The organism is Pseudomonas sp. dw_612, from assembly GCF_018449725.1.
In the GTDB taxonomy this organism is placed as follows: domain Bacteria; phylum Pseudomonadota; class Gammaproteobacteria; order Pseudomonadales; family Pseudomonadaceae; genus Aquipseudomonas.
This window is the reverse complement of the sequence record NZ_JAAVVC010000024.1, coordinates 41,777-54,430: the sequence shown is the minus strand read 5'-3', so window position 1 is coordinate 54,430 and position 12,654 is coordinate 41,777. Positions and strand designations below refer to the sequence as shown.

The 12,654-nt window shown below is 59.6% G+C and carries 13 protein-coding genes and 1 pseudogene; 10 read left to right on the top strand and 4 right to left on the bottom strand.

Features of this window, described 5'->3' with window-relative positions; genetic code table 11:
* Nucleotides 1-27: 27 nt before the first annotated feature.
* The 3 genes from HB680_RS27795 to HB680_RS27785 all read right to left on the bottom strand — a co-directional run bounded on the left by HB680_RS27795 (nucleotide 28) and on the right by HB680_RS27785 (nucleotide 3,182).
* The gene (locus HB680_RS27795; RefSeq protein ID WP_213941539.1) at nucleotides 28-786 is read right to left on the bottom strand and encodes an alpha/beta fold hydrolase; all 759 of its coding nucleotides are present in this window, start codon (nucleotides 784-786) and stop codon (nucleotides 28-30) included.
* Nucleotides 776-1,885 (bottom strand): DUF3182 family protein, encoded by a 1,110-nt coding sequence (locus HB680_RS27790; RefSeq protein WP_213941538.1) that lies wholly within the window; start codon nucleotides 1,883-1,885, stop codon nucleotides 776-778. The genes HB680_RS27795 and HB680_RS27790 overlap by 11 nt, the downstream gene beginning before the upstream one ends.
* A gap of 301 nt (nucleotides 1,886-2,186) precedes the next feature.
* Entirely contained in the window at nucleotides 2,187-3,182 is a 996-nt protein-coding gene (locus HB680_RS27785; RefSeq protein WP_213941537.1) for a GlxA family transcriptional regulator, read from the bottom strand.
* Between the two features lie 101 nt (nucleotides 3,183-3,283).
* Here HB680_RS27785 and HB680_RS27780 point away from each other — a divergent pair, with 101 nt between their 5' ends.
* The 3 genes from HB680_RS27780 to HB680_RS27770 all read left to right on the top strand — a co-directional run bounded on the left by HB680_RS27780 (nucleotide 3,284) and on the right by HB680_RS27770 (nucleotide 5,449).
* Nucleotides 3,284-3,838 (top strand): cysteine hydrolase family protein, encoded by a 555-nt coding sequence (locus tag HB680_RS27780; RefSeq protein WP_213941536.1) that lies wholly within the window; start codon nucleotides 3,284-3,286, stop codon nucleotides 3,836-3,838.
* 308 nt (nucleotides 3,839-4,146) lie between these two features.
* Complete coding sequence (locus HB680_RS27775) at nucleotides 4,147-4,728, top strand: YjfI family protein (RefSeq protein WP_213941535.1); 582 nt, start codon at nucleotides 4,147-4,149, stop codon at nucleotides 4,726-4,728.
* A gap of 22 nt (nucleotides 4,729-4,750) precedes the next feature.
* Nucleotides 4,751-5,449, top strand: coding sequence for a PspA/IM30 family protein (locus tag HB680_RS27770; protein WP_213941534.1), 699 nt, complete (start codon nucleotides 4,751-4,753; stop codon nucleotides 5,447-5,449).
* 15 nt (nucleotides 5,450-5,464) lie between these two features.
* Here the strand turns inward: HB680_RS27770 and HB680_RS33150 are convergent.
* Nucleotides 5,465-5,563: pseudogene (locus tag HB680_RS33150) on the bottom strand (metal ABC transporter ATP-binding protein); the annotation flags it as partial.
* A gap of 58 nt (nucleotides 5,564-5,621) precedes the next feature.
* On the opposite strand from HB680_RS33150, the gene HB680_RS27765 reads away from it, so the two are divergent.
* From HB680_RS27765 to HB680_RS27735, 7 genes are all read left to right on the top strand, one after another.
* Nucleotides 5,622-6,185, top strand: coding sequence for a rhomboid family intramembrane serine protease (locus HB680_RS27765; protein WP_213941533.1), 564 nt, complete (start codon nucleotides 5,622-5,624; stop codon nucleotides 6,183-6,185).
* Between the two features lie 59 nt (nucleotides 6,186-6,244).
* Nucleotides 6,245-7,279, top strand: coding sequence for an ion channel (locus HB680_RS27760; protein WP_213941532.1), 1,035 nt, complete (start codon nucleotides 6,245-6,247; stop codon nucleotides 7,277-7,279).
* Nucleotides 7,266-7,946 (top strand): DUF2491 family protein, encoded by a 681-nt coding sequence (locus HB680_RS27755; protein WP_213941531.1) that lies wholly within the window; start codon nucleotides 7,266-7,268, stop codon nucleotides 7,944-7,946. Before HB680_RS27760 ends, HB680_RS27755 begins: the two co-directional genes overlap by 14 nt.
* Before the next feature lie 15 nt (nucleotides 7,947-7,961).
* On the top strand, nucleotides 7,962-8,390 hold the full coding sequence (locus HB680_RS27750; RefSeq protein WP_213941530.1) for a DUF350 domain-containing protein: 429 nt from the start codon (nucleotides 7,962-7,964) through the stop codon (nucleotides 8,388-8,390).
* 21 nt (nucleotides 8,391-8,411) lie between these two features.
* Nucleotides 8,412-9,143, top strand: a complete 732-nt coding sequence (locus HB680_RS27745) for a DUF1190 domain-containing protein (RefSeq protein ID WP_213941529.1) — start codon at nucleotides 8,412-8,414, stop codon at nucleotides 9,141-9,143.
* Nucleotides 9,144-9,155: 12 nt separating this feature from the next.
* Entirely contained in the window at nucleotides 9,156-10,313 is a 1,158-nt protein-coding gene (locus HB680_RS27740; protein ID WP_213941528.1) for a glutathionylspermidine synthase family protein, read from the top strand.
* A 134-nt stretch (nucleotides 10,314-10,447) separates the two neighbouring features.
* Nucleotides 10,448-12,652: an OsmC domain/YcaO domain-containing protein gene (locus HB680_RS27735; protein WP_213941527.1), complete on the top strand. Its 2,205-nt coding sequence runs from the start codon at nucleotides 10,448-10,450 to the stop codon at nucleotides 12,650-12,652.
* The last annotated feature ends 2 nt before the right edge of the window (nucleotides 12,653-12,654 follow it).

Here is a 12,654-nt window from a genome sequence, read left to right as displayed (position 1 = left end):
GGCTGCGATCTTTTGATCTTGCTGCAATCACGATGACTGAATAATGCTCAACCGCTCCCCCACCACCATTTCCGTGATCCAGTCCACTAGGATCGAGGTGTAGGCCTGCTGTGATATGGGGTCGCTCAAGGCGTGGTCGGCGCCGTCGATGATGCGGTGGGTCAGGGAATGCGTCTGCTGGCACGCCGCGCGGTAACTCATGATCGTGGCGTGAGGGATGTGGTCATCCGTCTCGGACTCCACCAGCAACACGTCCCCGGTAAACGCCGCGCAGGCGTGCAACGCGCGATTGTTCTCGGAATGCACCAGCGTGCTGCGGTAGTCGAGCAAATCCACCTTGTCCAGATCCCGCTTGGGCGTGTGCCATTGCTCGTCGCGATACAGCGCCGGTACCCGCAACGCCAGCCAGCGCACCGGGCGCAATGAGGTGAGGATCGCCGCCAGATACCCGCCATAACTGGTGCCGACCACCGCAATCGCCGAGGTGTCGAGGGCCGGATGGGCGAGCAAGCGATCGTACGCCGCCAGCAAGTCCCGCAGGTTGTCTTCACGGGTGACCTTGGACAGTGCAATGCCGGTGCCGCCGGTGTGCCCACGCAGGTCGAAGGTCAGACAAACACAGCCCAATCCCGCGATGCCTTTGGCTCGTTCCAGATCCCGCTCCTGACTGCCGCCCCAGCCGTGCACGAACAGCACGCCCGGGACTTTTGATTTGGGGCTGAGAAAATGCCCGGTCATCTGTTCGCCGTCGATGTCGATTTCAATGGTTTCGCTTCTAGCCGTCATAGGATTTGACCGTTACGTACTTGAGAAGAAAGTCACTGTCTTGCGCCGGGCCGCGGTACACCTCGATGGCATCCGCCGGCAGTGGCTGATCGATGTAGGTTTCCACCGATGACACACGAATCGCGCGCATCTCCGGGTCGTTGATAAAGCTTTGCAACGCGGCGACTTCAGCGCTGCTGGCGCCGCCCATGCGCCAGGATTGTTCGAGCACGCCACTGCGGGGTTTGCCGCTGCTGTCCAGGCCCTGAGCGATGTCGTAATTGCGCCGCGAGGCGTAGAAACCCGGATAAGCCTCGTCCGCCGCGTTGTCGAACACTTGGGCTTGCTGGATTGCCAGGCGCACATCGTCGGGCAGCTCCAGCTCCAGCAGATCCTCGTAGTAACCCTGGACCACCAACAGGTTGGAACCTCCATAAACCTGCTCGCCCTGACCGTCTTCGGTCAAGTATTGATCACCGCAGTAACTCAGCACTTTGTCGCCGATAAACGTTTGACCGACACTGTGGGTAATTACTTGGTCGAGGTCCTGCTCCAGCACGACGCCCTCAGTGAACAACTGCTCGGCGTCGGGGCGGGCGAGGATGGCGTCGAACTGGTCGAGGCTTTTGATCACTTCCTGACCGCGCCCGGCACAGGCGTGAATCGGCTTGAGGCGGATCGGGCCGCTGTAGAGCAAGTGCTCCGCCGCTGGCCGCGCATCCTCCAGGGCAAATACGCTGAGGCCGTCGAGCACGACACTGCGCACGCGCTCGGAAAACAACGGCGACCAGCCTTCCGGCGCATGGGCGTGACGATTGAGCAAACCGTGGCTGATGGCTTTGGTGCAGATGAAATCGTGGTCGACATAACCGCCCCACAAATCCTCCGGGCCTTTGACCCCCAGTTGCCGAGCGTTAGCGACGCCCACCAGGGTCTGGGTCGGCAACAGATACAGGTCACGGCCACTGTGCAATTCAGGATCGAAACTGCCGCCGTACTTGAGCCCGAGGATCTGCGCCAGCCACCGGGCCAACGCCCGATTGGTTTCGACTTCGTGCAGCGGGGCTTCGGCTCGCACGGAATGGGCGACGACCAGTTTTTTGCGATTTGTTGGGGTCATGCATCCCCCTTCAATCTGCGCTGATGAGTGTGGCTTGAGGGGTGCAGAGATCAGGCCAACGGCCGCTGAAGAGAAATGGCTTTCAGATCAGGTAGTTGCTGAAAACCTGATGGCGTTAGGCCTGTTTGATTCTGCACGACGTACTTCGAGACTAGAGCATTTTGCACGGTCCGAAGACTTGCACCGTCCTACTGTGGGAGCGGGCTTGCTCGCGAATGCGGAGTGTCAGCCAACATCAATGTCTCTGATACACCGCATTCGCGAGCAAGCCCGCTCCCACAGGGGATTTTCAGTGGATTCGCTACCGCGCTACGGCGACAGGCGGCGTCACCCCAAACCGCGCCCGATAATCACTCGGCGCCAATCCGGTGATTTTCTTGAACGTGGCGCGAAACGCGCTCGGGTCCTGATAGCCCACGGTCCAGGCAATGTGGTCGATGGTGCCGTTGGTGAATTCGAGCATTTCCCGGGCCTTGCCGACCCGCAGGTGCTGGCAGTACTCGGTGGGTTTGAGCCCGGTCGCCGCGCGGAAGCGGCGCAGGAAGGTCCGTTCTTCCAGCCCGGCCCGTTCGGCCATGGCCGTCAGGGACACGTCGGTCGCCCCGGTGCTTTGCAGCCAATGCTGGACCTTGAGAATCGACCCGTCGCCATGGCTGAGAATCGGCGCAAAGTTGCTGCCGCACTGGCTTGCGCTGTCACTGTGCTCCACCACCAGAAACCGCGCAGTGCCACTGGCGATGCTCGGCCCCAGTAGACGATCAACCATGCGCAAACCCAGCTCGGACCAGGCCATCAGCCCGGCGGTGGTGATCAGGTCGCCGTCATCGATGATGGGCGTATCGGCCAGGAGCTTGATCGCCGGGTAACGTTCGGCAAAGGTTTTGGCGGAGGTCCAGTGGGTGGTGGCGCTGCGACCGTCAAGCAAGCCGCTTTCCGCCAGCAGGATCGAGCCTACGCACACACCGCCCAGGGTCGCGCCTTGGGCATGTTGCTGGCGAATCCAGCGAATCACACCCTGGGGCGCCTGGCTTTCGGAAAAGCCGCCGATCGATGGCGGGATCATCACCGCCACTAACCCGCCGTCCGGGCCGGGATGACTGTCGTACACCCGCTCGGGGGCCTGATCACCCTCGCCGCGCCAATGACTGATCCGCAGCAACGGCAGTTGCGCCGCCTGATGCTCGGCGGCGATCCGGTTGGCGACCCCGAACAGGTCCGTCAACCCATGCACCGCCGCCATCTGCGCGCCGGGATAGATCAACACGCCCAGTTCGGCGACTGCCCTTTCTACGCCCATTGTCAGTTTTCCCCCTTCTATTGTCGGTGCGGCCAATCCTCGGCGGGTCGGTCAGGGTCAATACTTCATTCCACACCCGCACACACTTCGAGGAAACACCCATGGCCAAGCAAGCGCTCATCGTAGTCGATATCCAGAACGACTACTTCCCCCAAGGCAAGTGGCCGCTGGTCGGTGCCGACGCAGCGGCGGACCAGGCTGTACGCCTGATCAAAGCCTTCCGCGAGGCCGGTGATCCGGTGGTGCATATCCGCCACGAATTCACCTCCGACGCCGCGCCGTTCTTCACCCCGGGTTCCGAAGGCGCGAAGTTGCACCCCAAAGTCCTCAACCGCGCCGACGAACCGGTGGTGCTCAAGCACTTCGTCAACTCGTTCCGCGAAACCGAGCTGAAAGCCATCCTTGACGAACAAGGCATCGAAAACCTGGTGGTCGTCGGCAGCATGAGCCACATGTGCGTCGATGGCATCACCCGCGCCGCCGCCGACCTTGGCTACACGGTGACGGTGATCCACGACGCCTGCGCCACACGAGATCTGGAGTTCAACGGTGTCACGGTGCCGGCCGCCCACGTTCACGCCGCGTTCATGTCGGCGCTGGGGTTTGCTTATGCGAGCGTGGTATCCGCCGACGAATTCCTTGCGGCTGGCCGCTAACGGCTTTGCCTCAACCAGATCAAAATCAAAAGATCGCAGCCTTCGGCAGCTCCTACAGAAGGTAATTAAGGCCCGCAGCGTTCTCGCGCTGCGGGCTTTTGTATTTCCGCTCGTAAAAATCTCACGCGTGAGCTATTGAGCGCTGAAAAAAATCACTGTAGTGTTTCTCACGCGTGAGATTTCACAACGGAGTCACCAGTATGAAAATCCGCTCTCCGTCAGGCTCGCCTGACGAGCCTGTAACCGATACAGCAAGCCGCAAGGGAGAGCGCTCGAAACCGTCCGCGAAAAAACCGTCGAGCTTTTACATGAAGCAGATGCGCGCGGGCCTGGGTGCCGCCGGTTATGTGAAACACGAGACTTGGGTGCTTCCCGAAAATCGAAGCCTGCTCAAGCAGATGGAAAAACAGCTTCGCCAACCGATCCTGGCTGGCTCATTCATGTCGGAGAATTACATGAGCGCAGGTAATAACTGGAACATCGACCGCCTCTTCAGCGCCCTCCAGGCCCTTGATGAAGTGGTTTCCAACGACATCACCCTCTCCCTCGTTCAAGGCTCCGAATCCAGCATCAAGCTGGAAATGAACGACTTCGGTGGTTTGCCGATTTACATCGCCGTCGTTGGCGAGCAAATCATTGTCGACACCGTGCTGGTGGACGTCGAGTCGATCAAGGACGTGCCAGCCTTCAACGACGCCGTGCTGCGTAGCCGCGAACTGTTCCCGCTGTCCTCGATCGGTATCGAGTCGATGCCGAACGGACAGGTCGTCTACAACATGTTCGGCGCCTTGAGCTCCGATTCCAGCCTGACCAACGTGGTGACCGAGGTCAAAACCCTCGTCGACAACGTCCAGCGCGCCAGCGAAGCCTTTGAACGGTTCTTCCATTAATTTCAGGCATAGGGGATATCCAATGACTCAGTCCATCTGGAGCAAATTGTTCACCGCACTACGCGGCGGCGCCAGCGAAGTCGGCGAAGCCATCGTCGATCAACAGGCCCTGCGTATCCTCGACCAGGAAATTCGCGATGCTGACAGCGCCCTGGCCAACGCCAAGCGTGAGCTGGTCACCATCATGGCCAAGCACAAACTGTCGGCCGATCGCGTGGCCGAGTACAACGCCAAGATCAAGGATCTGGAATCCAAGGCCATGGCCGCGATCCAGGCCAACCGTGAAGACCTGGCACTGGAAGTGGCCGAAGCCATTTCGACCCTGACCAACGAACTCGATGTCGAGCAAAAGCAAGCCACCGAATTCGGCGGTTACGCGGAGAACATGCGCAAAGACATCACCAAGGCCGAAAACCGTATCAAGAGCCTGCGCCAACAAGTGGACATGGCCAAGGCCCGCGAAAGCGTGCAGAAAGCCCAGGTCAGCGCTTCGATCGCCAGTGGCGGTGCCAACGGCAAGCTGGAAACCGCTGTCGGTACGTTGAATCGCCTGCAAGCCAAACAACAGCAACGTGCGGCGGAACTGGAAGCCCAGGATGAACTGGCCGATGCTTCGACCGGCACCGACCTGGAACGCAAACTGCGCGAAGCTGGCATCACGCCGGACGCGGGCAGCGCCAATGCGATCCTGGAACGCCTGAAGCAAAAATCGGCCGAATAAACCCAGCCTGCGCATGACCTGTGGGAGCGGGCTTGCTCGCGAAAGCGGTGTGTCATTCAGCATTGATGTTGCCTGACACGACGCCTTCGCGAGCAAGCCCGCTCCCACATGGATTTATGCAGTCTCTTTGCTGATGTGTTGCCGTCCCTTTTTTATCGAGTCGAGGTCAAGGATGGATGCCCTGAAGGGTTTCAAGACAATCGCCGGCCTGGCGATCTTCATGGTCGCGCTGCAAGTACTCAACGCCGTCAGCGGCTACAGCCTTCTTGCCTTTGGCCTGGTCCCGAGAACCCTCTACGGATTGCCCGGCATCCTCACTTCGCCTTTTCTACACGCGTCCTTCGCGCACCTGAGCGCCAACCTGATTCCCTTTTTGATCCTCGGCACGCTCGTCATCGTCGACGGGCTCAATCGTTTCATCGCCGTCAGTGCGATCATCATTGGGCTGGGTGGCTTGCTGGTCTGGCTGTTCGGTTTTTCCGGCATGCACATCGGCGCCAGCGGCTGGGTGTTCGGGCTGTGGGCATACATCCTGTCGCGCGCCTGGTTTCAGCACAGTTGGGGCAACCTGATCACGGCGATTATCGTCGCGCTGTTATATGGCGGGCTGGTCTTTGGCTTCTTGCCGCGCCAGGGCGTTTCCTTCGAAGGTCATCTCGCCGGGGCTTTCGCCGGATTTATTGCAGCCAAGGTACTTCTCTCGGCGTCGCGCAACAGGTTTAATGCCGCCCGGTAGCGCCGATTCGGGCCGCGCGCATTGCCTGGAACGAGTATTCCCACGGAGTCAGGGACGCCATGTCGATTTTTCTTTTATTACGCGTGTACGCCGCGACGTTCTTCCACCGTTTCGGCTGGGCAGGACTGGCGATTGCCTTGGGCATCCACCTGAGCACGGCGTATCTCGGCCTGGTGCTTCTGGGCGAACAACACCTCACCGCCCCCGCCACATTTACTTACTTCTACCTCACCACCACGCTCACTGTCGGCTACGGCGATCTCGCGCCACAGACCTCGGCGGGGCGCATTTTCGTGGCTACCTGGGTCATGCTCGGGGGCATTGCGCTGCTGACGGCAGCCATCGGCAAAACCACCAGCAGCGTCATCGATGTATGGAGAAAAGGCATGAAGGGCAAAGGCGATTTCACCGGCAAGACCGGCCATACGGTGCTGATTGGCTGGGAAGGCTCCTCCAGCGAGCGCGTGATTGAGTTGCTGCTGGAGGACGAAACCTCCAACGACAACCTGATCGTCATTTGCGATTGCGACCTTGAAGAAAACCCTATGCCGGGCAAAGCCGCGTTTATCAAGGGCGAAAGCCTGTCCTCCAGCGCGCTGTTGATACGCGCCGGCGTTCCGGGGGCCGAACGCGTGCTGGTGCGTACCCATTCCGACGACCTGACCCTGGCCACCGTGCTGGCGGTCAATCAACTGAGCCCGAGCGGCCACGTGGTCGCGCACTTCAATGAAAGCGAAATCGCCGCCCTCGCCAGCTCTTACGCGCCCAGCCTGGAATGCACGTCCAGCATGGCCATCGAGATGCTGGTGCGCGCGTCACAGGATCCGGGCTCCTCTGTCGTCATCAACGAGTTACTGTGTGTGGGCCAAGGCGCCACGCAATACCTGATGAAACTGCCCGAAGCCTATGTGGCCACCTTCGGCGAGCTGTACGCACGAATGAAAGAACGTCACAACGCCACCCTCATCGGCTATCGCGCCAAAGGGGCGCAGCAACCTTCGATCAACCCGCCCAACGCCACGCGCATTGAGGGCGGCGAACTCTTCTACATCGCCTCCACTCGCCTCAAGGAAATCACCAATGGGATGGTTTAAACAGTTGATGGGGCTTGAGGCCCCGGCCCCGGCCACGCATTCCGACTCGAAGTGGACAGCCAATAACACGCCGCCGGCGATCGGCCCGCTGGGTCTGGCGCAGGGCAAGGGTGTGATGTTCGACACCACCCTGAAATTGCTGCTCGACGAAAAAACCGTCGTGACCATCCCCGGCTCCCAACAGATCTGGAGCGTTGGCACGGTTGATCTGGGGCAGTCGACCTGGCTGTCGCGCTATTACATGAACGACGAAGACTACTGGCTGCAAGTGCACACCACCGGCGACATCGCCGGGCAGGTAGAGTCAGTGATCCTGTTCAATTACCTCAGCTACGTGACCATCACCAGCGAAGCGGAATTGCGCCGACTGGCCGGCCCGCAAAGCCTGATCGGGATGCCGACTTACACCCACAACGGCGTCGAATACACCCGTGAATGGGGCACCGAGAATGGCCAGACGGAGCTGGTGCCGCTCAGCGAACACGTGAGCAATCCGGACGAGTCCTACACCGTCGCGCACCGTTCGATGCTGTATGCCCGCGATACCGGCCTGACTGATCGCCGCGAGCTGTTGCTGTTTTCCGTGGAGGAAGACGCGGAAGGCACCATCAGCCTGAGCACGTCCCTGGGTATTTCGCTGTACACCACCGACCTGAACACTATTTAAAAAGGAAGATTCCCCATGCTTGAAGCGCTCTCCATCTCCCTGAACAAAGCCGCCGTCCTCGGGTTTGTGACGTACATCATCGGCGCCGCCGTGCTGTTCGCGCTGTTCCAGTTCATCTACACCCGCATCACGCCGCACAAGGAGTTCGAACTGATTCGCTCCGGCAACGTCGCGGCGGCGATTGCCCTGGGTGGCGCCATCGTGGGCTTCGCCATTCCTGCGAGTAACGTGATTGCCTATTCGATCAACATCCTCGACTTCGTGGTCTGGGCCGTGATCGCAGCGTTCGTCCAGTTGCTGGCGTTCCTGATGACCAGCCTGGTGCTCAAGGGCACGTCCGAGCGTATCCGCAACGGTGAAATCGCTGCCGGCATCTACGTGGCAGCCGTGGCCATCAGCGTCGGCATGCTCAACGCCGCGTGCATGACCCCTTCCCAGAACTGATCGCGCGCAACGGAGATTGTGATGAAACGAAGCAAGTACGTTCAGCTCTCCCTGGCCGCGTCGGTCGCCATGGCGATCTCAGGCTGCGGGCCGACGGAAAAAACCTACGAGATACACAAGAAGTACAACTTCCAGTCCGTGCAGCAGTGCGCCGATGAGAAGCTGCCGGTCGACGTCTGTTCCGACGCCTACATGAAGGCCATGGTCCAGCATCGAAGCATTGCGCCGGTGTACGACAACCAGGCCGATTGCGATGCCGACTTTGTCGCCGACTGGTGCCAACAGGATTCCGCCGGCAAGTTCATCCCCAAGCTCGGCGGTTTCGAACTGAACGCCGATGGCGAAGTGACGCAATCCGAAGTGGACGCGGCCAAGGCCAAACTGCCCGCGTCGGAAGCGAGCGCCATCGGTGATTCTGGATTTTCCGGCAGCAGCCTGCTGACGGGGCTGTTGATCGGCAACATGCTGAGCGGCAACCGCAGCAGTTACTACTCCGAACCGGTCTATCGCTACCGCGACGATCGCGGCAGCTACTCGAACTCGACGCTCAGCCAGCGGGTCTCCAGCGGTTCGACCTTCAATCGCTCCAATCAGGCGCGGTACGGCAGCAGTAGCAATTACACCGACACCCTCGCCCGCAGCAAGTCGGTGTCCGTTGCATCGTCCACTTCCCGTGGCGGCTTCGGCAGCCAGGCCAGCGCTCGCAGCGGCTGGGGCGGATCGAGCAAGAGTTCTGGCGGTTCGAGCAGCTAAGGAAACAGGGCCATGAAGAAAATCCTCTGCGCCGAGCGTCATGACTGGAAACAGACCGCCGAAAGTCTCGGCTTTCTGTTCCACACCATCGACGACGAACCTTATTGGGACGAGAGCGCGTATTACCAATTCACGCTCAAGCAGATCGAAAACGATCTGGAAGACCCGACCACCGAGCTTCATCACATGTGCATGGACCTGGTGGCCCGCGTGGTGCAGAGCGAGGAATTGCTGGAGCGCCTGAGCATCCCCGCGCCGTTCTTCGACCTGGTCCGCACTTCATGGCTCGAAGGCCATCCGCACCTGTATGGGCGCATGGATTTCTCCTACAACGGCACTGGACCGGCCAAGTTGCTGGAACTCAACTACGACACGCCGACCAGCTTGTATGAAGCGGCGGCGTTTCAGTGGGGCTGGTTGGAGCAATGCATCGAACGCGGTCTGCTGCCCAAGCATGCCGACCAGTTCAACAGCATCGACACCAAGCTGCACCAGGCCTTTGCCCAGTTGCAACTCACGAAACCGTTCTACTTCGCCTCGATGAAAGACTCGGTCGAAGACAAAGGCACCACCGACTATCTGCGGCTGATCGCGGAAAAGGTCGGCATCGAATCGCGGCACATCGACCTCGAAGACATCGGCCTGACCAGCGACGGACGTTTCGTCGATCTGGAGGATCGATGGATTGCGCACCTGTTCAAGTTGCATGCCTGGGAGTTCATCTTCCACGAGCCATTTGGCGCGGCGATCGCCCAGAGCGATACGCAGTTTTTCGAACCGGCCTGGAAATCGATCATCTCCAACAAAGGCATCCTGCCGCTGCTGTGGGAATTCAACAAAGGTCATCCGAACCTGCTGGCGGCACACGTGGACACCGACCCGAGTAAAGCCGTGCCGAAAGGCTGGGGGCGCAAGCCCTACTTCTCCCGGGAAGGCGCCAACATCGAGCTGCAAACCGCCGACGGTCTGATCGTGAAAGAGGACGGGCCCTACACGGATGCGCCGTTTATCCTTCAGGAATTTGCCCCCCTGCCCCGGTTTGGCGACAGCTTCACACTGGTGGGCTCGTGGGTGATTGGCGACCAGGCGGCCGGCATCGGCGTGCGGGAAGACAACAGCTTGATCACCAAGGATTCGAGCCGGTTTTTGCCGCACCTGATTCTGGATTGACCTGCAAAAAAGGCCTGGTGCCGTGCATCGGGCTTTAGGGTTAAACGGGTGTAAACCAGGTTGCGGACAAGACATACGGCTGAAAAGCCGGATAATGGCGGCCAATTCGTCTGCCGTTATTCTGGTAATCCCCCATGGAAATCAAGGTCAACTTTCTCGACAACCTTCGACTTGAAGCCAAGTTCGACGACTTCACGGTGGTGGCCGATCAACCTATCCGCTACAAGGGCGATGGCTCGGCACCGGGTCCGTTCGATTACTTCCTGGCTTCGTCGGCGTTGTGCGCGGCTTATTTCGTGAAGTTGTACTGCGACACTCGCAGCATTCCCACCGAAAACATCCGCCTGTCGCAGAACAACATTGTTGATCCGGAAAACCGCTACAACCAGATTTTCAAGATCCAGGTCGAACTGCCTGCGGACATTTCCGACAAGGATCGCCAGGGCATCCTGCGTTCCATCGACCGCTGCACCGTGAAGAAAGTGGTGCAAGCCGGGCCTGAGTTTGTAATCGAAGAAGTAGACAACCTCGACGCCGATGCCCAGGCGTTGCTGATGCCTGCTTCCAGTTCAGAGGCGAGCACTTTTATTGCCGGCAAGGACCTGCCGCTGGAGCAGACTATCGCCAACATGTCGGCCATTCTGGCGGACCTGGGCATGAAGATTGAAATCGCTTCGTGGCGCAATATCGTGCCCAACGTGTGGTCGCTGCACATCCGCGACGCGCACTCGCCGATGTGTTTCACCAATGGCAAGGGCGCGACCAAAGAAGGTGCACTGGCGTCGGCATTGGGCGAATTTATCGAGCGACTCAACTGCAACTTCTTCTATAACGACCAGTTCTGGGGCGAAGACATCGCCAACGCGCCGTTTGTGCATTACCCGGACGAACGCTGGTTCAAGCCTGGCCGCAAGGATGAGCTGCCGACTGAAATTCTCGACGCGTACTGCCTGAAGGTTTACAACCGCGACGGCGAGTTGCGTGGTTCCCACCTGATCGACACCAACTCGGGCAATGAAGAACGCGGCATCTGCTCGCTGCCGTTCGTGCGCCAGTCGGACGGCGAAGTGGTGTATTTCCCGTCCAACCTGATCGAAAACCTGTTCCTGAGCAACGGCATGAGCGCCGGTAACACGCTGGAAGAAGCCCAGGTCCAGTGCCTGTCGGAGATCTTCGAGCGCGCGGTCAAACGCGAAATCATCGAAGGCGAATTTGCACTGCCGGACGTGCCCGCCGAAGTACTGGCGAAGTACCCCGGGATCCTCGCCGGGATTCAGGCGCTGGAAGAACAAGGCTTCCCGGTGTTGGTGAAGGATGCGTCCCTGGGCGGTGAATTCCCGGTGATGTGCGTCACGTTGATGAACCCGCGTACCGGTGGTGTGTTCGCCTCGTTCGGCGCGCACCCGAGCCTGGAAGTGGCGCTTGAACGCAGCCTCACCGAATTGCTGCAGGGCCGTAGTTTCGAAGGCCTCAACGACCTGCCCCAGCCGACGTTTGAAGGCCATGCGGTGACCGAGCCGAACAACTTCGTCGAGCACTTCATCGACTCCAGCGGCGTGGTGTCGTGGCGCTTCTTCAGCTCCAAATCGGATTACGAATTCGTCGAGTGGGACTTCTCCGGCCAGGGTGAAAACTCGAACGCCGAGGAAGCCGCGACCTTGTTCGGCATTCTCGAAGGCATGGGCAAAGAAGTGTACATGGCCGTTTACGAGCACATCGGCGCGAAGGCCTGCCGCATCCTGGTGCCGGACTATTCGGAAATCTATCCCGCGGACGATCTGATCTGGGATAACACCAACAAGGCACTGTTCTTCCGCGCCGACATCCTGAACCTGCATCGCCTGGACGAAGACGAACTGAAAGCGCTGGTTGAGCGTCTGGTGGAAAGTGAGCTGGACGACTACACCGACATCACCTCGTTGATCGGCATCGAATTTGATGACAATACGGCGTGGGGTCAGCTGACCATCCTGGAGCTGAAGCTGCTGATTTACCTCGCCTTGCAGCAATATGAAGAGGCGAAAGAAGCGGTGGAAATGTTCCTGCAGTACAACGACAACACGGTTGAGCGCGGTTTGTTCTACCAGGCGGTCAATGTGGTGCTGGAGATGAAACTGGACGAAGACCTGGAACTGGAAGACTACGAAGCCAATTTCCGCCGGATGTTTGGCAACGAGCGCACGGATGCAGCGATTGGTTCGGTGGACGGCAGCGTGCACTTCCATGGCTTGGCGCCGACCAGCTTGAAATTGGAAGGCCTTGACCGGCACCTGCGGTTGATCGAGAGCTACAAGAAACTGCACTCGGCACGGGCCAATGTGGCTGCTTTAACCCGATAAAC

Excerpts from the sequence above, each read along its gene's own strand:
- HB680_RS27770 (WP_213941534.1), top strand. The coding sequence starts at position 4,751 with ATGACTCAGTCCATCTGGAGCAAATTGTTCACCGCACTACGCGGCGGC.
- HB680_RS27735 (WP_213941527.1), top strand. The coding sequence starts at position 10,448 with ATGGAAATCAAGGTCAACTTTCTCGACAACCTTCGACTTGAAGCCAAG.
- HB680_RS27795 (WP_213941539.1), bottom strand. The coding sequence starts at position 786 with ATGACGGCTAGAAGCGAAACCATTGAAATCGACATCGACGGCGAACAG.
- HB680_RS27790 (WP_213941538.1), bottom strand. The coding sequence starts at position 1,885 with ATGACCCCAACAAATCGCAAAAAACTGGTCGTCGCCCATTCCGTGCGA.
- HB680_RS27755 (WP_213941531.1), top strand. The coding sequence starts at position 7,266 with ATGGGATGGTTTAAACAGTTGATGGGGCTTGAGGCCCCGGCCCCGGCC.
- HB680_RS27785 (WP_213941537.1), bottom strand. The coding sequence starts at position 3,182 with ATGGGCGTAGAAAGGGCAGTCGCCGAACTGGGCGTGTTGATCTATCCC.
- HB680_RS27760 (WP_213941532.1), top strand. The coding sequence starts at position 6,245 with ATGTCGATTTTTCTTTTATTACGCGTGTACGCCGCGACGTTCTTCCAC.
- HB680_RS27750 (WP_213941530.1), top strand. The coding sequence starts at position 7,962 with ATGCTTGAAGCGCTCTCCATCTCCCTGAACAAAGCCGCCGTCCTCGGG.
- HB680_RS27765 (WP_213941533.1), top strand. The coding sequence starts at position 5,622 with ATGGATGCCCTGAAGGGTTTCAAGACAATCGCCGGCCTGGCGATCTTC.
- HB680_RS27775 (WP_213941535.1), top strand. The coding sequence starts at position 4,147 with ATGAAGCAGATGCGCGCGGGCCTGGGTGCCGCCGGTTATGTGAAACAC.
- HB680_RS27745 (WP_213941529.1), top strand. The coding sequence starts at position 8,412 with ATGAAACGAAGCAAGTACGTTCAGCTCTCCCTGGCCGCGTCGGTCGCC.
- HB680_RS27780 (WP_213941536.1), top strand. The coding sequence starts at position 3,284 with ATGGCCAAGCAAGCGCTCATCGTAGTCGATATCCAGAACGACTACTTC.
- HB680_RS27740 (WP_213941528.1), top strand. The coding sequence starts at position 9,156 with ATGAAGAAAATCCTCTGCGCCGAGCGTCATGACTGGAAACAGACCGCC.